The organism is Shewanella dokdonensis, from assembly GCF_018394335.1.
Lineage (GTDB): Bacteria > Pseudomonadota > Gammaproteobacteria > Enterobacterales > Shewanellaceae > Shewanella > Shewanella dokdonensis.
Genome location: NZ_CP074572.1, coordinates 398334 through 418457 on the forward strand (window position 1 = coordinate 398334; position 20124 = coordinate 418457).

A 20124-nucleotide genomic window follows, 5' to 3' on the forward strand; every position below is an offset into this window, starting at 1 on the left:
GCCTTCTTCCCCAATATGCCGTGTTAATGTTTTGCCGCCGCCAGCGCCGCTCACCAAGTACAAGAACGGCATAATCACACCGGGACAATTGCGGATAGCCGTTATCTTAGCTGATGATGTTTGCCATAGAGCTGTACCATTTTGGCACAGACAAAGACAACAGCAGCGTCGACTTAAAACAACAGCTCTTAGGCACCAAGGTTTAGAGACTGGGCCTTGCTCACGGCAATGGTGGTCAGGGTTTTAAGCATAAATGTTAAATGCCGCCATCAGCTCAAAGTCCTAGCTTTAGGTCTAGGACTTTGTCGCTAATCTGTTGGCGCGCCTAGCTTGGTGCCTGTGTTGTCGCCGCTGGCGGCACTACGGCCTCGCTTTCGCTCGCCACGGCAACGGCGTGATGAGTCAGTTCGGCGTTCATCACCACCACAGTTTCACCAATTTTGTCTTGAATACACTGACGGTTGCTGTCCCAATAGATTTGCAAAAAACCCAGCAACCCGGTAGTCACACCAGCACCATAGCCACCGTAGCGACCGAAAGCCCCCACAAAGTTAGCGGCTCACCATTAAGCCGCACCACCCGGATGCCCAACAGTTTTTTGGCGGGCGTTTGACCACGTAGCAAGGCAGTAAACAAAGTGAAATACAACGCGCCCCAACTTAACCCTAACCCCAGATCGGCAATAATACCTTTAGCCCAATCAATGAGAGAGTGCTTATCTGATGTAGTCGCCTTGTCATTCTTGCTCTGCAACTCTGCGTCTCCTACGGTGGCGCTAGAACCAACCGGACGACCAGAGAACGTAATGATTGCATTGCTGGACTTAGGCTCTTGCGCATTTGTTGGAGTTGAATCGGGTGTTTCTTCAGTGGTGGCTGGAGCATCGGCAGGCACAAGCTTAACCCCTGCCATCAGTTGCTCGACATATTGCTGTTTGTCCGCAGGCGAAAGAAACGAGAGGTCATTAAAGAGCGATGCGACTAACTCCTGCCGCTCTGCAGGCTTGTCTGCCAACAAAGCATCTAGTTGTTCTTTCATTGATGGCAGTAGCTCTTCAACACAAGAATTATCGCTACAATTATCGAGTTTACCAGCGATGATAGCCATGGCAGCCGAATGGGAAACTTGCTGCAACTGACCGATAGTGCTATTGGTGTCACCGTGGTTATCGACATCGAGATAGGGCCCGATAAATTTGAGAACGACCACAAATATCACCAAACTGCTCACTATCCGCAGCCAGCGCCGCGCCCAAGCTGACACCACTTGCTCATGTCGCTTGCTCAACACCCATGTAGCAATAGCGGCCAGCAAGGCAATCCACATACTTGAGACACTACTTAGCAAGGATACCAACATCAGATCTAGCACTATGGCCACGCCCCGCCGCCACGGTCGAGCTAACGGCATACCGATTAGTTCAGGTGCGAGCTTAAAAGCAAATGGCGTCACAATGGCGCGGGTTTCTTTACCTGCACGCCATGCAGCAAGTGCAGATTGATAGTGTTTGTCCTGAGCGTCCACGCACAGATTCCTTATACGATAGGTAGTTACATCGTCAATCGGCGATAGGTGAAAAATCATACCGCAGCGCCGTTAACAATAAATAATATTTTTGTAAAAGAATTTTGTGTATTTATAAAGGCAGGAGCAGAGTTCCCGTTTAAAAAAACTGTTGACGATACATCTCGTATTGGCTGGGGATTTCATAAGCGGTTGACAGGTTTATATGCAGAATACACATCAATGCTATACAAGACTTTAGGTATCCTGCGCAATTCGGGCGTACGTCAACACCTTGTTTACAGTACCACTAGATAGGTAACCTAGTTCGCCAAGTTGATCTATTTTTATGAATGCCACACAGTTCTACTGGTATAGAGATACGCAGAAGCATGGACTTCGAAATGACGACTTCTAAATTACTTTCTGAAATCACGTTAACCTACACTGATGAAACGGTAGCGGCGAGCTAATGTCTGAGCTGATGGACGGCCTCACACCTTTAAATGATGCGGTGTTTATCACGCAGGATGGTCAGTTAACGCTAAACGTGACCTTCGAGCAAGAGACCGTGTGGCTCAATCAGGCACAAATGTGTATTTTGTTCGACAAGAACAAACGCACTATCTCTGAGCATATTCGTAATATCTTTCAAGAAGCCGAATTGGAAGAAGCGGCAGTTGTCCGGAAATTCCGGACAACTGCCAGCGATGGTAAAAGCTATGAGACAAATCACTACAACTTAGACGTCATTATTTCCGTTGGTTATCGCGTAAAGTCTCAGCGAGGCGTGTTATTCCGTCAGTGGGCCACCAAGACCTTAAAGCAACATCTTATCGATGGTTATACGCTGAATCAGCATCGACTGGCTCAGCGCGGGATTGAATTCAATCAGGCTATTCAGTTGCTTTCACAAACCTTAAGCAACCAAACGCTGCTCAATTCAGAAGGATCTGCTGTCGTCGCAGTAATTAGTGACTATGCACGTTCTTGGTCTCTCTTACAGGGTTATGATGAACAAAGTCTCAAGGATGTGACTCATCAACAGGATGCGATGATCCCGCTGGAGCTTGAGGCCGTCATCGCCGCTATTGAGCAACTTAAACAGACCTTAGTGGACAAAGGCGAAGCTACCGAACTGTTTGCCCAGCTACGCGGTAACGGGCTAGCATCAAGCATACAAACTATCGAGCAAGGCTTTGGTGGTGAATGGTTTTACCCCAATGTGGCCAGCCGAGCAGCGCATTTGCTCTATTTTGTCATCAAAAATCACCCATTGGTGGATGGCAACAAGCGGACTGGCTCTTTTTTATTTCTGTGGTACTTGCGTCTCAACCAGCATTTGCTGGGAAAACCGATACATGATCTGATTAACGATAACACTTTGGTTGCATTGGCACTGCTAGTTGCGGAAAGTCTGCCTGATCAAAAAGCATTAATGATCCGGCTAATCGAGCATTTCATTGTTTTAAAGTCATAACATCCGGGACTGAACGTTCAGATCACGGAAGATCAACTTTGCTCCATCTGTGTTGCAGTGTTGCTTTGGTAATGGTTGAGGTTCGAGTCCATTGAGCAATTTTAGTAATGCTACAGAGATTCACATCGTTCCATTCTGAGCCAAAGAAATAAGTTATGCCCATGCGAACTACGTTTGCTAAAGTCGTGAGCGTCCGCGCTCACACTGCGGCCAAGGATTCAAATGTCTCTTATATTCTCGTACCAATTAAGAAAGAACAGCCTTCGGGTAAACTACCTGTATTCAGAGAAATTAATTCCAAGAAGTCTATCTCACTTACCTTGTCTGCACCCTTAAAGCGTCTTATTTCAAAGTAATAGTCTGCATATGGTGAACCTTTTTTTGCAATTCCAAATATGGGTACTGCCTGTACTTCCAAATGCCATCTATTGATTCAATGACATTGTCGCCGCCTTTTGATAATGATTCGAGGTTGAATGAACCATTCTTATTAAGCTTCAGAGAAGTCGCTGTACCACAATTTTGTGCTTTATAATCGTTAATTAAATCTTGCTTAAAAAAAGTAATGCCATTATCTATAATTTTAGGGAACAAAAATAACGCTATTGAGTCCTTTGTATACCAGTTGTTTCCTACATTAAAAACTTGTTTTTGCTTAATTGAAAATCCAGCAGAGGTAGATAAGCTTGATACGATATCGATAGATTCAGGCTTCTGTAAAAACAAAGAGTAGAGGAGAGTGTTTACTGTTATATCGGTTGGAAAATCAAAATCGTTTACCTCCACGTGATATTTGTCCGATTTCTCGAAGGTGTTTATTATAGCCTCTTTTTGGCTATTATTTAGATACTTTCCATAAATATATACAGTGGGTTGACTTGTGCAACCGGATAGCAGAAATGCTATAAAAATCAGTAGGTAGTTTATCTTTTTCATACGTTATTCATGGCTGTCCGAGTTTCTTTTCGAGTCTAATCCATGCTCGTTCGTTCAACAACCTACCCGTTAGCTTAGTCGTTATAACTCTTGAGGCCATGGAAGACTTACTAGCCGCAATGGCAGCATTCGTGCTGGAAATGTGTCTTTATGCTGTTTTTGGCGGTAGTTACATACTCACGACTGTTCGCACCTGAGACAGTGCCGGGAGCAACCGAGCCACTTAAGCAAATAATGAAGGATGCTTTAATTGAAGCCATTAAGGAGTCGCGTGATTAGCAAGAGTTATAGCAAGTGCAGCCAAGTCGCCGCAGAAAAACGCGGCTGAACTCCCATCGCGAGCGCTTGTAGCCGCGGCTACAAGCGTTAAGCCATAGAGAATTTAATCCGAAACAGACGCGTTAGAGTTAATGCTTAAATTCGAAATTGTCCATGAGCGGGTTGATGGCACGAGTAACAAGATAGTCCCCCATTCGGTGTTCAAGGGTTACTTAGTAATCCTGCTCGACCATTTACGTTAACCAAATTTTAGTAATGACCCAGAGTGTCTATTGAGTCGATGGCGATTCACAAATATGCGAGTAACCCCGAAATTTCTGCATGTTAATATACATTAAAATGCAGGATGAGTTACGTAAGTTGCAAACTGATATCGTTGATTACTTCTGTTTCACTTCAAGACTGCGCTGCATCAACTAACAGTTGTCTACAGAAGTAGTAGTGATTCACTTTCACATGAATTACCAAGATGTCATTTCTTGGATTTAACAAATAGTACTAACCAATAAAAAAAACACACAATAGAAATCGCTAATCCTATTACCCCCGCAGAAAAACGAACATCATGCATATGTTTAACACCATGTTCATTAAAACCATAATAAACTAATGGGGATAATATAATAAAGAAAACCATATAACCAAACATACGTCTTAAACATTTTCTTTTATCAATCATATTGCCCACTCAATAAACTAAATCGAAAATTTGATCACTTTTTGTTGTAGTGGTCAAGTAAAACTGGCCACAGGTTTATAGCTTTTCCATACTATTGATAATCTGAAATGCTTTCATTAGAGCAAAAGTCCTAACACGGATATGTCCCAGAAGTGAGCTGTATAGGCATACGCTCAAGTCACACTACACACCATATAATTAAAACGGCTAGAGCGTGTATAAGCCATTACACCTAAGTGCTTGAGGATAAGCGTGAGCGTTTCAATCAATCCAATCAAAGTCCTAGATTGACCTCTAGGACTTTGTTAGCAATCTGCAACATCACCTTGCAAGGCGATGAGTTACACAACCTAACCGTATTAAGCTGCGACTATTCTTGGTTTTCCTGCCAGTTAACGGCCTTATCCGCTAACAATACCGGGATACCATCATCAATAGGGTAAACCAGACGGTCTGCTTTACAGATCAGCTGCTGGTGTTCTTTGTCATACTCCAGTTTGCCTTTACAAACCGGGCACGCCACTATGTCCAGAAGTTTTTTATCAAATGCCATCTGACTGTCCTTTCTATTTAGTCATGCTTGTTGCTCATTACTGAACGCACACATTCCAGTAATTGCGCTTCAAATGTTGCCGAGAATACCGCATCTACTGCCAAATACCACCACTGTGCGCCTGCAAATGTGCGACATTTAATGGCATCTTTTTCGGTCATCACAATGGGTTGCGAGGCAACCTGGGTAAAATCTTCAATATTGTAAGGATGATGATCCGCAAATACTATGGCCTGGCTCAGGGAATATCCTTGCCGTTGCAAGGTCTCAAAAAACGTTGTGGATTGCCAATCCCCGCTAGCGCCACCACAGGTTGTGCGGTTGTTGGCGGCACTTGGTCAATGTCACTGGCAACAGGTTTTAACCCGGCAGGCTGCAATGTCATGGCAAAGTGCGCCGTGCTGTCTGCAAGCGCACCATTACACAACACAAAATCAGCGGTTTCTAAACGCCAAGCACCTTCCCGTAACGGCCCTGCGGGCAACAACATGCCATTGCCCAAACCACGGTTGGCATCCAGTACCACCAGTTCAATATCTCTGGCGAGTCGGTAATGCTGTAAGCCATCGTCGCTGATAATAATATCCACATCCGCCGATTGCAGCAGCAGTTGCGCACTGGCAATGCGATCGGCACCGACCGCCATAGGCACGCCAGTACGATGAACAATCATGCAAGGTTCGTCGCCGACTTCCGCCGGAGTTGAATTGGCAACCACCAGCCGCGAATGGGTGTGCTGGCTACCATAACCACGACTGATCACCCCAGGACGATAACCTTGCCGCCTGAGCCACTCAACCAGATAGATCACCACAGGTGTTTTGCCACTGCCGCCAACGGTGATATTTCCGACAATAATCACCGGCACCGGTAGCTTTACCTGTGTTTTAATGCCAAGTCGAAACGCCAGCCGCCGCAGACCACTGATAAGGGCAAACAACCAGGACAAAGGCCATAATAACCAGCGCGCCCAGTGCCGACCGTACCAGATACGATTGACCCACGATTCCATCTGCATCAACTCCCGAACTGCATCTGATACAGCTTGGCGTACATGCCATCTAGCGCGAGTAACGCCTTGTGATTACCACGTTCAACAATGCGGCCTTGGTCAACCACTAGGATTTCATCCGCATTTTCAATGGTAGACAGCCGATGCGCGATCACAATTGAGGTACGGTTGCGCCGCAGATTATCGAGGCCTTTCTGAATGGCTTTTTCTGATTCCGTATCCAGCGCTGAGGTGGCTTCATCCAAGATCAGCACTGGCGCATCACGTAAAATCGCCCGGGCGATGGCAATACGTTGCCGCTGGCCACCGGATAAGGTCACACCATTTTCACCAATTTCGGTATCCAGTCCGTTAGGCAGTTTTTCAATAAATTCCATGGCATAGGCCAAGCGCGCCGCATCTTCTATCTGTTGCCTGCTGGCCTCGCCGGGGTACGCGTAAGCGATGTTATTAGCAATGGTGTCATTGAACAGTGTCACTTGCTGTGATACCAAGGCCACCTGACTGCGCAAACACTTAAGGGTGTAGTCATAAATGCTGACATCATCCAACAGGATATCGCCGCTTTCCAGACCACGGTAAAAGCGTGTCAGCAAGCTGGCGATGGTGGATTTACCTGAGCCGGAACGCCCGACCAGCGCCAAGGTGTGCCCTTGTTGCACATGAAAATCCACCTGCTCCAGCGCCTGTTTATCTTGACCAGGATAAGTGAAACTGACGTTGCGGAAACTGACGTCACCACGCACCCGTTCTACCTGATAATTACCACTGTCCTGCTCGGTTGGCGTATCCAGTAATTCAAACACTGTGGTACAAGCCGCAATACCCCGCTGAAATTCGGCATTGATTCGAGTGAGGTTTTTAATGGGTTGCAGCATCGACAGCATACAGGCCAGCACAGTGGTAAAAATCCCGGCGGTCAACTCGCCCCGTAAACTGTCGAGGCTGGCCGCAAAAATCACCGCGCCTAGGGCGAAAGAGCCAATAATCATCACCAGTGGTTGGCTGATAGCCTGGGTGGTCGCCAGTTTCATGTTCTGGTAACGGTTAAAATCGTTGGCGCTAGCAAACCGCTCTGCTTCGGTTTTCTGTCCACCAAACGCCAGCACATTTTTATGGCCCTTGATCATCTGTTCGGTCACTGTGGTCACCGACCCCATAGCATTCTGGATCTGCCGTGACACCTTGCGAAAACGGCGACTCACTATAGTGATCACCAAACCGATAGCCGGGGCAATCACCAAGATAAAAATCGAGAGTTTCCACGAGTAGTAAAACATGACGCCAATCATGCCGATAACTGTGATGCCATCTCGCACAATGGTGATCAGCGCATTGCCCGAAGCGCGGGCAATCTGCTCAGTATCATAGGTCACTTTAGAGATAAGATTGCCGGAATTCTGCTGATCCATAAAGCTGACCGGCAGTTTGAGAATATGTTCAAACACCTGCTGGCGCATCTCTTGGATCACCTTGGTACTCATGTAAGAAATACCGTAGGTGGAGACAAAGTTACATAGGCCGCGCAGGATAAATAGCCCCACCACGATAAATGGCGCCATTGCTAATACATCGTTTCCAGACTGAAAACCTTGAGTAGTCACCAGCTCGGCACCTACGGCAACGGCAGGTTTACTCGAGAAACCTTCATCCACAAAGGGCTTGATGAAAGTCATAAAGGTGATATCAACTGCACCGTAGCCAAGCAGTCCCAGTACCGAGATAACAAACACCGGTTTCAGGTGCTGAACATAAGAGACTAACCGTTTAAATACTGTCCAGGTTTCGTGTTTAGGCGCACTGCTCATGGAGACTGTAACTTCAGTAATATTGGCAAAGTCGGCATTCTACTCTGGATTGACGGCGTTACCAAATCCAAACAAACGGTTGTACCAGTAAGGCGCTATCTGTTGACGGTAACTGGCCACAGTGATCCCGCGAGCATCCAGCGTAAAACTTATCTGCCCCTGCTCGCCGCTGACCAGTTGTGTGGCATTGACCAACTGATAACGCGCACGCACCTCCATACGGGGAAACTGCCAACGATTACTGAGCCCTGCCGGAAATACCACCCAGGACGGCCTAACACCGCGGATAAAATCAGGGCTAGAAGAGGTTTTACTGCCATGATGAGGCGCTAATAAAATATCAGCATTAAACGCAATAGGTTGCCGCAGCAGTGCCACCTCGCCCACCAGTTCAATATCGCCCGGCAGCAATACCCGATGTTGCGCATCAGAAATTAACAACACGCAAGAACCATTGTTGCCAGGCTCGGCGATTTCGGGAGCTAACAGCGTCAAATTCAGTGTCTGCCACCGCCATTGTCTGGGGCGACAGCCTTGGGATGCTGGCAAGCCAGCAACATCGGTGAGCAACTGGCTGTTAGGAAATGCCGCCAGCATCACCGCTGCCCCACCGGCATGATCGTTATCACCGTGGCTTATTACCAGATAATCCAGTTGTCTGACGCCTGCGGCGGCAAGAAACGGCAAAATCACCCGTTCGGCATAACTGAATCCTGAGGGGAATGACGCGCCGGTATCGAATAACAGCGCTCGCGGCCCTTGCTGAACCACCACAGCTAGCCCCTGACCGACATCCAGCACATGCAGTTGCCAACCTTTTGCCATCAGCCAGCCGTGCCATTGTGCAGCCTGCAATAACGCGGGCAACAACAGCAAGCATGGCAGCCACAAAAACAGCCGCCGCGGCCGCCAGTACCAAATGACCCAAACGACCAGCACAAACATCAGGCTCAAGGTGAGCGACCAAGGCAACAGTGACCAACTGCCCGGCAGCTGGTCACTCAGTTGCCATAACTGAGCGGCGGGCCATAATGACCCGTCGGCTAATTGCCAGATAAACAGCTTGAGCGCCGCTGTTGGCCACCACCATTGCAGTAGGCTCCAGACTAACAAGGCCAGCAAACTGAGCGGGATCACCACCACACTGAACCAAGGCACTAATAACAGATTGATCCAGAAACTGTGCAGACTTACGCCACCGAACAGCAACGCCTGTACTAATGTCAGCCCCAAACATAAACGCCACTGGATCCGCCAAAACTGACGACACCAGTGCCATAGTTTCTGACGCCAACTAGCATTGTGCTGCGGCTCACTTCGATGCCACTCCAACAAGATCAGCGCCAAGGCCAGGAAGGAAAGCCAAAAGCCGCCACTGAGCGCAGCTAATGGGTCCAGCAGCAAGACACAAGTCAGCGCCCACAGCCAACGCTCCCAAGCAGACACGGAGCGCATTGACATGTTAACCAACACCAGTGCTAGCAACATCAATAATGCCCGCTGTACCGGAATACCAAAACCAGCTAGCCAGGCGTAAACACCCGCGCCGCCAAGTGCCAGCACTTGCGCCAATAACAGGTTACGTCGCCCCGGGGTTGGCCAACAGCGTAACAACAACCAGCGACAGCAGACATATAACCACAAGGCGACCACTGACAGATGCAATCCAGAAATTGCCACCAGATGCCCAGTGCCGGTTTGCCTTAGCTGTTGCCAACGCTGCGCACTGATGAGTTGACGTTCGCCCATGGTGAGCGCCAATAAAATATCACCATTATCAACATGCTGTAGTGTCGTTGTCAGTCCATGTAGCAACAGCGCTCGCCCGTCATTGGCGGGCGTTAACTTAGTCGCCGCAAAAACATAGCCCTTAGCAGTAATGTGCCGCGCCAGTAAGTGCCGCTGCTGATTAAAACCGCCTTGATTGAGTACCGATGGAAATGCACGTGGACGAACATCAAACTGCCAATATTCCCCGATTTGTGGCAATGGCAGGTTATCCCCTGAGGGCAATTGCTGTCGCTCCCACCCTAATCGCCAGCGCCTTGCTGGCTTCCAGTCACTTGGCGTGCGTGCTTCAGCAACTTCTATATTAATCCAGTCGCCATTGCTGCTAACCAGTGATATGATTTTCCCCGCACAGTTAGGGGTGTCGTATGTCCCCGAAGCGATGAATACTCGTCCACTTCCCGCAGCGACAACACAGAATGGCAATACAATATCATCCATAATATGCCGGCAAATGCGCCGCATAGCAGTATTTTGATGGGATGATAATGTTGGCGATGCCACAGTGCGCACAGGAGTAAAGCCCCTGCAATAATTAACTGTGATAATGGAGAGGATGGCATCTGCGGCCAGAAAACAGCCGAGATCAGAGCCAGGCAAAAGCCGCTCAATACGTAATTCATCAGCTAAGTTAAGACAGCAATCGAACCTTATGCCAAAGAAACTGATAAAAAAGTTCCTGCCGAAACCAGAAGTCCTGCGGGAACATAAATACCTGCGTGTTTTCGGTAGTTTGCTGAATAATCCCAACCTGTGGGCTCTCACGCGACGCTCCGCGCCTGGTGCTTTCGCTATCGGCTTGTTTGTCGCTTGGGTGCCCATGCCATTTCAGATGGTGTTAGCCGCCGCGCTGGCAATAGCGTTCAATGTTAATCTGCCGGTTTCTGTGGCGCTGGTGTGGATCACCAACCCGGTCACCATGCCGCCGATGTTTTATCTGGCGTATTTGGCAGGCGCTAAGATATTGCATCATCCGCCAGAGCAGTTTGCTTTTGAATTGTCGTGGAAATGGGTAGAAGAGTCGTTTTCCACCATCGCACCACCCTTCTTTCTTGGCTGTTTCGTATTTGGGGTGATAAGTGCCGTTGTAGGCTATGTGGTGGTGCGCAGCGCCTGGCAGTATTCCATCTACATGCAATGGCAGAAACGCCGCAATAAATAGTCAATAGGCCGCTCTCGCGGCCTATTTTTTAGTGGCATTAGCGGGCGGCTAACGCTTGGGCTGGCGCAATCCGGCTGGCGCGATAGGCCGGATATAAGGTTGCTAGCAGACTCATCATCAATGCCATTCCCAGTACCAGCAACACATCGGACAGTTCCAAGCGTGACGGTAGGAAATCGATAAAATACACATCGGCCGACAGAAACTTATGGCCGGTCAGCTTTTCGATAAATGCGGCAATCACCGAGAGATTTTGTGCCAATAACACACCGCACACAGTACCGAGTACACACCCAACGATACCGTTGAGCGCCCCTTGCACCATAAATACCGCCATCATCGCCCGGCGCCCCAAGCCCATGGTCATCAGAATCGCAATCTCCGCCGCTTTGTCGCGCACCGCCATTACCAAGGTCGAGACAATATTGAAGCAAGCCACGGCGATCACCAGCGCCAACACCAGATACATTACAGTACGTACCATCTGAATATCCTGATACAGATGGCCCTGCGTGCGGGTCCAGTCACTGATATACAGCATCTGCTGTTGCTGATAGCCCAGTTCACGGATGAGCTTTGGCGCTTCAAATACCCGCGCCACCTTGATACGCACGGCGGTCACCGCATCGCCCAGTTCCAGCAATTTTTGTGCATAAGCTAACGGCACATAGGCATTGGCAAAATCTAACTCGCCACCAACGCTGAAACTGCCGCTGATCACTAGTGTATGACTGCGGGCGCGGCCAATATCGGTGGACACGCCAGCTTCCCGCGGTGGCGGTAGATAAAGCGTCACCGAATCGCCGATTTTCAGCCCCAGTTTTTTCAGTAAACCTTGCCCCATCACGATATGGTTGGCGTCACCTTGCAGACTTTGCCAGCCAGGAGACAGATAATTTCCCAAAGTCGAGACTTGCTGCTCTAGCGCTGGGTCAATGCCCACCACCTGCAACCCGGCAAAACCACCGGGCTTTTGTACCAATCCTTGCATCTTCACCATAGGTGCCGCGGCGGTAATGCCATGGATGGTACTGGCATCGCTGAGCATCTGCCGCCAGTTGGCAATCGGTTGCCCGGCTGACAACAACTCGCCTTGCGGCACCACCCCGAGCAAACGTTTTTCCAGTTCGCTTTCAAAGCCGTTCATTGCCGATAGCACTAAGATCAGCACCGCCACGCCTAACGCAATGCCGGCAGTAGAAGCAAACGAGATAAAACTGACAAAGCCACTGCGCTGCCGTGCTCGATAAAAACGCCAACCGATCAGTAAAGGCAACGCCGACTTCATAGCTGAGCCTCGGCCACATTCAGGCGACCATCCACCATTTGCAGTTGCCGATCCATTCTGGCCGCCAACTGATGGTCATGGGTGACCACCACAAAGGCGGTGCCCAATTGTGATGCCAGTTCCCGAATAAGTTCGTAGACGGATTCACCGCTATTGGCATCCAGATTACCGGTTGGCTCGTCTGCCAACACTAGTTTAGGGTTATTGATAAGCGCCCGCGCAATCGCCACACGTTGCCGTTCGCCACCGGAGAGTTCTGAAGGTAAATGCGGTAAGCGATGTTCCAGCCCAACCCGAGTCAACAGTTGCCGGGCCTGCCTGCACCTCTGTTTTATGACGCCCGGCAATCCAACCCGGCATGCAGACATTTTCCAGCGCCGTAAACTCTGGCAGCAGATGATGAAACTGATAGATAAAGCCTAATTCGCGATTGCGGATCTGCGCCTGCCGCGCCGCCGATAGTTGGTACAGATTTTCACCGTCAAGGATTACCTGCCCAGCGCTGGGTTTATCCAGTGTCCCTATGATGTGTAGCAAGGTACTTTTACCCGAACCAGAACTACCGACAATCGCAAGTTGCTCACCCACTTCGACCGTCAGTGACACCTCGTGCAATACCGGGGTATTGAGTTTGCCTTCCTGATAACTTTTGCTGACCCCTAGGACCTGCAGTAATGGCTGATGCTGCATCTGTTTTCTCTTAACTCAATTATTCGTAACGTAGCGCGTTGGCGGGTTGCACTGCGGCAGCCCGTAGTGCTGGATACAAGGTTGCCAACAAAGTAATAATCACAGTGCCGATAGCAATCATCAGCAACTGTTGTTGGTTGATGATGACAGGTAGTAACTGACCAGCCCCTAAAATACTAATGCCGATGCCATTTAACAGCGGATTGATATGTTCGGTTGCCACAATCCCAATCAATAACCCTAACGCCAGGCCAAACAATGCATTCAGTGAACCCTGTGAGACAAATACCAACATAATATCTGCCCGCCCTAGCCCTTGGGTTTTGAGCACGGCAACATCCGCGGTTTTGTCCACCACCATCATCACCAGCGCCGACACAATATTAAAAGCCGCCACCGCGATGATCAGGCTGAGCATCAGCGACATCATGTTTTTTCCATCTTGACCGCGGCAAACAGATGACCGTAATTATCGCGCCAGTCACTGACACTAACCTTCAGCCCCTGACTGGCCAGCAACTGTGCCACTTTGGGCGTCAACTGCGGCGCGGCAAAGGGATCATCCAGAAACAAGCGCAGATCCTGAATCGCATTGGGAGCTTTGCGCATCAAACGCCGCGCATCGGCATAATGCAAATAGGCAACATTGGCATCGACCTGCGAGCCCATCTCAAATACGCCTGCCACTTCAAAAGTACGCTGGCTGGGAACCGGCCCCAAAGGCGAATACACCACGCCATCGCCACTTAACAGCCGTACCTTATCGCCACTACTGACATTGAGTCTTCGCGCCAGTTCCCCGCCCAGTAATACCTTGTAACTACCACTCTGTAACGCGTTATAGGCTTCTGGGAAACTATGGTCGGCTATCGGAGACAACGGGCGATCCGCCTCAGGCAAAATGCCGTAAAGCTGCACCGCACTGATATTACTACTGGATTGCACCATTGCTTGGGTGGCAATCGAGGGGCAGCGCCACGTACTCCGGGTAAGGATGTTAGCGTTGTTGCCAATTGCTGCCAGTTATCAAACGCTTGCTCACTATGAACCGTCAGTTGCGGCACCGCACCCAGAATACGCTGTTTGAGTTGCCCTTCCAGACCATTCATTACTGAACTAACAATAATCAGTGCGGCAACACCAAGGAAAATACCGCTGACCGCAAAAAAGTAATAAAGGATGCAAAGGCATTAGATTTACGCGCCCGCCAGTAACGATAACCGATAAAACAGGATAGGGCCGGATTCATGGACAGAACAATGTCTCCTCAACTGCTGTGCGGCAAATCCGCAGCAGGCTTGCTAAATCATTGAAGTGGGCACGATAATAGGTGGATTGACCCGCTAAATACAAGAGGCATTGCCTTGTTTCCAGAATCCAGTGGCTATTTCAGCGTTCCACACCCGTTCGATGCTTACATTTCGTTGTGGCCGGAAGGCCAAGCATTACCCGATGAAGCCGAACTGCAAAGCATGAAATCCAAAGGCATGCAGCTAATGAGCGAAGTCAAAGCGTTGGAAGGTGACTGCCTGATCCATCTCAGGCAGATGGGTGATGATGGCCGGGCCATAGTGGAATATCTGAAACTGCAATCCCGCAAAGTAGATTTGGTGTTGCAGCACCTGCTGGAACAGGAAGCCCGGGATGGGCAACATTGTCTTGGTCTGCAGTTTGGCGGCAGCGGCGTGCGTTTGCAAAGTGAGCAGGCACTGCCACGCAACGCACAAGTAAAACTGCTGCTGTTTGTTCGAGAAGAGATCCTCTCGGTGCTGTGTCTTGCCAGAGTCAGTGATTGCCGCGAAGATCCCGATAATCCAGGGAGCTATCTGCTAGATCTGGAATACAGCGTCATCACCGAAACCGAAGTAGAACAACTGGTCAAAGCCAGTCTGGTAGTGCAACAAAAACAGTTAAAGTTGCGCAAAGCCAGCCGCTAACGCCACTGGTACTCACCGGCGCAAATCTCTACAATGTGCGCCATCTTTCAGAAACCATTCTTTGCCGTTTTAATGACTGCTTTTTCTGTTCTGGCACCCGAGAGTGCCACCAAAGCCGGAGACATCCGTTATCTCGGCTTACCGGAAGGTGTTGCCCGCGCACTGACGTTAGCATCACTGGCACGACAGCATGCCGGGATCAGTTTGCTGGTCACCGCCGATACGCCAACGGCATTGACGCTGGAAGCTGAACTGCGTTATCTACTGGCCGATGACATGCCGGTATGGCTGTTTCCTGATCGGGAAACTCTGCCTTACGACAGTTTTTCGCCACATCAGGACTTGATTTCACAACGGCTGGAAACCCTGTCGCGGCTACCTGGTGCCCAAAAAGCGCTAGTTATTGTGCCAGTCACCACCTTGATGGTCAGATTACCGCCACAGGCATTTCTCAGTGCCAATGTGATGCTGCTGAAAAAGGGTGACCACTATCCGTTACAGCAGATGCGCGAACATCTGGTCAATGCCGGTTATCATCTGGTGGGCCAGGTTTACGAGCACGGCGAGTTTGCTATTCGCGGTTCCATTCTGGATATTTTTCCGATGGGCTCGCCCGCGCCTTTGCGTATCGAACTGTTTGATGATGAAGTGGAATCTATCCGCTACTTCGATGCTGACACCCAGTTATCACAAGATCCGGTCACTGCAATCCGCATGTTACCGGCGCGTGAGTTTCCAACCGATGACGCGGCGATTGAAGGCTTCCGCCTACGCTACCGCCGCTACTTTGAAGTAGTGGTCAAAGAACCGGAATCGGTATATCAGCAAGTGAGTCGGCATCTGATGCCTGCCGGCATCGAAAATTACCTACCACTGTTTTTCGATGAAACCGCCAGCCTGTTCGATTATCTGGGCGGCAAAATCCAACTGCTGACCATTGGCGATTTACAAAGCGCCGCCGATGAACACTTGGCGCAAGTACAGCACCGCTATGAAGATCGTAAAGTCGATCCACTGCGGCCATTGCTGGCCCCCAAAGATCTGTACCTGTTAACCGATCAACTGTTTGGTAGTTTTAAACAACTGCCGCGGGTGCAGCTAGATAGTGTCAGCAATCACAAACATCAGGTACTTGCTGCCGTCAACCCGCTGCCAGACTTAACGGTTAATCACAAACACAAACAACCGTTAGCCGCACTGGCAGACTTTGTTGCGCAACACCGCAAAATCCTGTTCAGTGCCGAAACCGAAGGTCGCCGCGAAGCCTTGCTGGAACTGCTGGCAAAAATTGGTCTAAAGCCACAGCAGTTCAGCAGTATCAAGGCATTTCTTAATAGCCCAGAGTCTATCGGTTTGCTGGTGTCGCCGTTATCCATTGGCTGTCAATTGCAACAGCCAGCGTTAAGCATCATCTGTGAAACTGAGCTGTTTGGCATCCGCATTGCGCAGCAAAGACGCCGTGATAAACAGCGCCAAGTCAGCCAAGATGCGCTGGTGCGCGATTTGGCGGAGCTAAAGGTCGGACAGCCGATAGTGCATCTGGAACACGGAGTAGCCTTGTATCAAGGGCTGGAAACACTCGATGCCGGTGGCATGATTGCCGAGTATTTAAAGCTGGAATATGCCGGTGGCGACAAGCTTTACGTGCCAGTTTCATCACTGCATCTTATCAGCCGTTATACCGTGGGGCCGGATCAGCAACCGGGCTTAAACAAACTCGGCAATGACACCTGGGATAAAGCCCGTAAAAAGGCCATTGAACGCATTCGCGATGTGGCGGCGGAATTACTGGACATTTATGCCCGCAGGCAATCGCGTCCCGGCGTTGCCGCTAAACTGGTGCCAGAAGATTATGCTGTTTTTGCCCAGAGTTTTCCGTTTGAAGAAACCGTCGATCAGGAAACCGCTATCGATGCCGTGCTGAACGATATGCAATCGTCAGTGGCGATGGATCGGCTGGTATGTGGTGATGTGGGCTTTGGTAAAACCGAAGTTGCCATGCGCGCGGCGTTTGTGGCCGTAAATGCGGGCAAACAAGTCGTGGTGTTAGTGCCCACTACCCTATTGGCGCAGCAGCACTACGAAAATTTCAAAGACAGATTTGCCGACTGGCCAGTCCGCATAGAGGTGATGTCGCGTTTCCGCACTGCTAAAGAGCAACAACAAGTGATTGACGCACTGGCTGAAGGCAAAGTGGATATCGTCATCGGCACTCATAAACTGCTCAACTCCGATGTTCGTTTTGAAGACCTTGGGCTGTTGGTGATCGATGAAGAACACCGCTTTGGCGTGCGCCAAAAAGAGAAAATCAAGGCACTTAGAGCCAATGTGGATATTCTGACGCTCACGGCTACGCCAATTCCACGCACCCTCAACATGGCGATGTCGGGCATGCGCGATCTGTCGATTATTGCCACCCCACCCGCGAAACGGCTGGCGGTTAAAACTTTTGTCCGCGAATACGATAAAAATACCGTACGCGAAGCGATTCAACGTGAAATTCTCCGTGGTGGTCAGGTGTATTTTCTGCACAACAATGTGGAAACCATTGAAAAAGCCGCTGCCGATATTCGTGAATTAGTGCCGCAGGCACAGGTAGTGGTTGCTCACGGACAGATGCGAGAACGGGAATTGGAGCGCGTCATGTCCGATTTCTATCACCGTCGCTACAACGTGTTGGTGTGTACCACGATTATCGAAACCGGGATTGATGTGCCCAGTGCCAATACCATTATCATTGAGCGCGCCGATATGTTCGGGCTGGCACAACTGCATCAATTGCGTGGCCGCGTAGGTCGTTCCCATCACCAGGCTTATGCCTATTTGATGACACCGCATCCAAAGCGGATGACAACCGATGCGCGTAAACGTCTGGAAGCGATTGATGCTTTGGAAGACCTAGGCGCCGGTTTTATGCTGGCAACGCAGGACTTGGAAATTCGCGGCGCGGGGGAATTACTCGGCGAAGAACAAAGCGGCCATATCTCCAAAATTGGTTTCAGCCTGTACATGGACATGCTGGAATCCGCCGTCAACGCCCTAAAACAAGGCAAAGAACCATCGCTGGCACAAATGCTCAATGAACAGTGTGAGATGGACTTACGGCTACCAGCGCTGCTGCCAGAGGATTATGTCGGTGACGTTAATATCCGCTTGTCGCTTTACAAGCGTATTGCCAACTGCCGCAGTGAAACCGCCTTGGATGAGCTGAAAGTGGAACTGATTGACCGCTTTGGCCTGTTACCGGAAGCCACCCGCAATCTAATGCAACTGACGTTACTGAAACATCAAGCCACCGTATTAGGTATTAAGAAGCTAGAGATGCATGACCGGGGCGGCAGCCTGGAATTTCGCGATGATCATCTGATCGATCCGGGATTCATTATCGGCTTACTGCAGTCGCAACCACAAATCTATCGAATGGACGGCCCGAATAAGTTAAAGTTCACGTTAGCGACTGAAGGCAGTAAGCAGCGATTGGAAATGACTTCGTTATTGCTGCAACAGCTGGCACAACACACAGTGGGAGACAGATAGTGTTTGCAAAATTTATGCTGGCAACGCTGACAGCATTGACGCTGAGTCCAATGGTTCAGGCGGCGCAATATCCTTGGTACGAAGTGGAAATCTACATTTTTGAGCGTCAGGCGCAAACTGATGAACATTGGCCTGATAGCCCACTGGCACTGAAAACCACCAATGCGCTGGATCTGCTGACACCACAAGTTGCCAGTGATATCACCGGCGTCAGCATGGCCATGGGCGACTGCGGCAACAACAGCTGGAATACGCTGGGTAGCGCTAGCAGTGACACTCATTCTGGCACTCAACCGCAACAACCATGTCATGGACTGGGAAGCGCTCAAACCCTGGTTATGCCGAAAATTATGCCAGTAGATGTGCATCCTAAAGATGAGCGAAGTGCCAATCTGCAAACCGCCGTTCTTGAAGGCGCCGACAAAGCGCGTTTTGGTGAAATGATGTCCAAGCTACAGCGTCAGGCTGGAGTGCAATCCCTGTTGCATATCACTTGGCGGCAAGAGATGAAGCCTCGGCGCCAAGCACAGCCGTTGCATCTGTTTGCCGGACAGGATTTTTCTAGTCGCTTTCAGGCCAACGGCCTGCCTATCAGTGAACAACCCTTGAACCAGGGTAGCTTCAACGGCTTTGATAATTTGATGTCACCCGAAAAACCCGCAGCAGTCTGGCAATTTGATGGCCTGTTGAATATCTATCTGAGTCATTACCTTTACGTTGAGACCCGTTTCAATTTGCGCCAGCCTGGGCAAAAGAGTATCTCGGTAGAGGGGCTTCCAGCCACGGTAATGCCTTATCTGTTCAGCATTCCTATGGAGCAGAATCGGCGCATTCGTAGCACAGAGATCCACTATTTTGATCATCCTGCCATGGGCATGATGTTACAGGTAAGACGTATCAGACAACCTGATGGCGCTGAGCAGCAGGAACCCGAATCGCAAGAAGCTGAAGACGACCAGCCACAGACTCCCGCAGCCGATGAGCCGCCAGCCACCAATGGAACGCCGCCACAACATTAAACCGTAATGGAAAAATCGAGGTAGATTTCGTCTGCCTCGTCCTCTTCCACAAAAACACTGTCCACTTTGGCGTTAGTCGGCCCGGTTTCGCACCAATGGATTAATTGATCTACCGCCGGGAACGCCCCTTGCGCCAAGATCTCCACCCCACCGTCATCCCGGTTGCTAACATAACCGGTAACCCCAAGTGCATTAGCTTTCTGCAATGCCGAATAGCGAAATCCTACGCCTTGAACCTTGCCCCTAATGGTGATCATTACCCTTTTCATGCCACCTGTTCCTCTTTGCTATTGCTCTTATAAATCAAGCACTCCGACTACAAAAAAGCAAAGATAAACGACAAATTATGTTGCTAAATCCGCCTCAGCCGCAAAGCTGACTTGCCAAAGATACGGCACCGCAGCAATTCTAGGCGCTTTATGATCAGGACTCTTTTGATTTTCAGCACTGGCA

At 49.7% G+C, this 20124-nt stretch carries 12 protein-coding genes and 4 pseudogenes; 6 read left to right on the plus strand and 10 right to left on the minus strand.

The features are described 5' to 3' along the window. Positions 1–325 precede the first annotated feature (325 nt). Positions 326–702, minus strand: a pseudogene (locus tag KHX94_RS21650) (RDD family protein); the annotation flags it as partial. Between the two features lie 870 nt (positions 703–1572). Between KHX94_RS21650 and KHX94_RS01860 the strand changes: the two are divergent. Continuing rightward, positions 1573–1821, plus strand: coding sequence for a hypothetical protein (locus KHX94_RS01860; protein ID WP_213682163.1), 249 nt, complete (start codon positions 1573–1575; stop codon positions 1819–1821). 154 nt (positions 1822–1975) lie between these two features. Next, positions 1976–2983 (plus strand): virulence protein RhuM/Fic/DOC family protein, encoded by a 1008-nt coding sequence (gene rhuM / locus KHX94_RS01865; RefSeq protein WP_244859284.1) that lies wholly within the window; start codon positions 1976–1978, stop codon positions 2981–2983. A gap of 342 nt (positions 2984–3325) precedes the next feature. Here rhuM and KHX94_RS01870 read toward each other — a convergent pair whose 3' ends face one another. The 5 genes and pseudogenes from KHX94_RS01870 to KHX94_RS01890 all read right to left on the minus strand — a co-directional run bounded on the left by KHX94_RS01870 (position 3326) and on the right by KHX94_RS01890 (position 10479). Then, a complete protein-coding gene (locus KHX94_RS01870) occupies positions 3326–3919 on the minus strand; it encodes a hypothetical protein (RefSeq protein ID WP_213682164.1) in 594 nt (197 codons plus the stop codon). Between the two features lie 1328 nt (positions 3920–5247). Beyond that, positions 5248–5430, minus strand: coding sequence for a Trm112 family protein (locus KHX94_RS01875; protein WP_189617384.1), 183 nt, complete (start codon positions 5428–5430; stop codon positions 5248–5250). A gap of 17 nt (positions 5431–5447) precedes the next feature. Beyond that, positions 5448–6442 (minus strand): annotated as a pseudogene (lpxK, locus tag KHX94_RS01880) (tetraacyldisaccharide 4'-kinase). A 5-nt stretch (positions 6443–6447) separates the two neighbouring features. Continuing rightward, a complete protein-coding gene (gene msbA / locus KHX94_RS01885) occupies positions 6448–8250 on the minus strand; it encodes a lipid A export permease/ATP-binding protein MsbA (protein ID WP_213682165.1) in 1803 nt (600 codons plus the stop codon). A 39-nt stretch (positions 8251–8289) separates the two neighbouring features. After that, complete coding sequence (locus KHX94_RS01890; protein WP_213682166.1) at positions 8290–10479, minus strand: DNA internalization-related competence protein ComEC/Rec2; 2190 nt, start codon at positions 10477–10479, stop codon at positions 8290–8292. Between the two features lie 211 nt (positions 10480–10690). On the opposite strand from KHX94_RS01890, the gene KHX94_RS01895 reads away from it, so the two are divergent. Then, positions 10691–11200 (plus strand): DUF2062 domain-containing protein, encoded by a 510-nt coding sequence (locus KHX94_RS01895; protein ID WP_213682167.1) that lies wholly within the window; start codon positions 10691–10693, stop codon positions 11198–11200. A 37-nt stretch (positions 11201–11237) separates the two neighbouring features. Here the strand turns inward: KHX94_RS01895 and lolE are convergent, their stop codons facing one another. The 3 genes and pseudogenes from lolE to KHX94_RS01910 all read right to left on the minus strand — a co-directional run bounded on the left by lolE (position 11238) and on the right by KHX94_RS01910 (position 14427). After that, positions 11238–12488, minus strand: coding sequence for a lipoprotein-releasing ABC transporter permease subunit LolE (lolE, locus tag KHX94_RS01900; protein WP_213682168.1), 1251 nt, complete (start codon positions 12486–12488; stop codon positions 11238–11240). Beyond that, positions 12485–13178 (minus strand): annotated as a pseudogene (gene lolD / locus KHX94_RS01905) (lipoprotein-releasing ABC transporter ATP-binding protein LolD). Before lolD ends, lolE begins: the two are co-directional and overlap by 4 nt. A gap of 19 nt (positions 13179–13197) precedes the next feature. Beyond that, positions 13198–14427: pseudogene (locus KHX94_RS01910) on the minus strand (lipoprotein-releasing ABC transporter permease subunit). A gap of 115 nt (positions 14428–14542) precedes the next feature. On the opposite strand from KHX94_RS01910, the gene KHX94_RS01915 reads away from it, so the two are divergent. From KHX94_RS01915 to KHX94_RS01925, 3 genes are all read left to right on the plus strand, one after another. Next, positions 14543–15115 carry a hypothetical protein gene (locus KHX94_RS01915; protein WP_213682169.1) on the plus strand — a complete coding sequence of 191 codons (573 nt, stop codon included), beginning with the start codon at positions 14543–14545 and terminating at the stop codon, positions 15113–15115. Positions 15116–15187: 72 nt separating this feature from the next. Continuing rightward, positions 15188–18652 (plus strand): transcription-repair coupling factor, encoded by a 3465-nt coding sequence (mfd, locus tag KHX94_RS01920; protein WP_213682170.1) that lies wholly within the window; start codon positions 15188–15190, stop codon positions 18650–18652. Continuing rightward, positions 18652–19671, plus strand: a complete 1020-nt coding sequence (locus tag KHX94_RS01925) for a CsiV family protein (RefSeq protein ID WP_213682171.1) — start codon at positions 18652–18654, stop codon at positions 19669–19671. The genes mfd and KHX94_RS01925 overlap by 1 nt, the downstream gene beginning before the upstream one ends. Here KHX94_RS01925 and KHX94_RS01930 read toward each other — a convergent pair. Continuing rightward, positions 19668–19940 (minus strand): acylphosphatase, encoded by a 273-nt coding sequence (locus tag KHX94_RS01930; RefSeq protein WP_213682172.1) that lies wholly within the window; start codon positions 19938–19940, stop codon positions 19668–19670. The genes KHX94_RS01925 and KHX94_RS01930 overlap by 4 nt on opposite strands. Positions 19941–20124 lie beyond the last annotated feature (184 nt).

Bases quoted from the DNA above. Each gene is read 5' to 3' on its own strand.
- msbA (WP_213682165.1), bottom strand. From the start codon at position 8,250: ATGAGCAGTGCGCCTAAACACGAAACCTGGACAGTATTTAAACGGTTA.
- rhuM (WP_244859284.1), top strand. From the start codon at position 1,976: ATGTCTGAGCTGATGGACGGCCTCACACCTTTAAATGATGCGGTGTTT.
- KHX94_RS01895 (WP_213682167.1), top strand. From the start codon at position 10,691: ATGCCAAAGAAACTGATAAAAAAGTTCCTGCCGAAACCAGAAGTCCTG.
- KHX94_RS01875 (WP_189617384.1), bottom strand. From the start codon at position 5,430: ATGGCATTTGATAAAAAACTTCTGGACATAGTGGCGTGCCCGGTTTGT.
- mfd (WP_213682170.1), top strand. From the start codon at position 15,188: ATGACTGCTTTTTCTGTTCTGGCACCCGAGAGTGCCACCAAAGCCGGA.
- KHX94_RS01870 (WP_213682164.1), bottom strand. From the start codon at position 3,919: ATGAAAAAGATAAACTACCTACTGATTTTTATAGCATTTCTGCTATCC.
- lolE (WP_213682168.1), bottom strand. From the start codon at position 12,488: ATGAAGTCGGCGTTGCCTTTACTGATCGGTTGGCGTTTTTATCGAGCA.
- KHX94_RS01890 (WP_213682166.1), bottom strand. From the start codon at position 10,479: ATGGATGATATTGTATTGCCATTCTGTGTTGTCGCTGCGGGAAGTGGA.
- KHX94_RS01930 (WP_213682172.1), bottom strand. From the start codon at position 19,940: ATGAAAAGGGTAATGATCACCATTAGGGGCAAGGTTCAAGGCGTAGGA.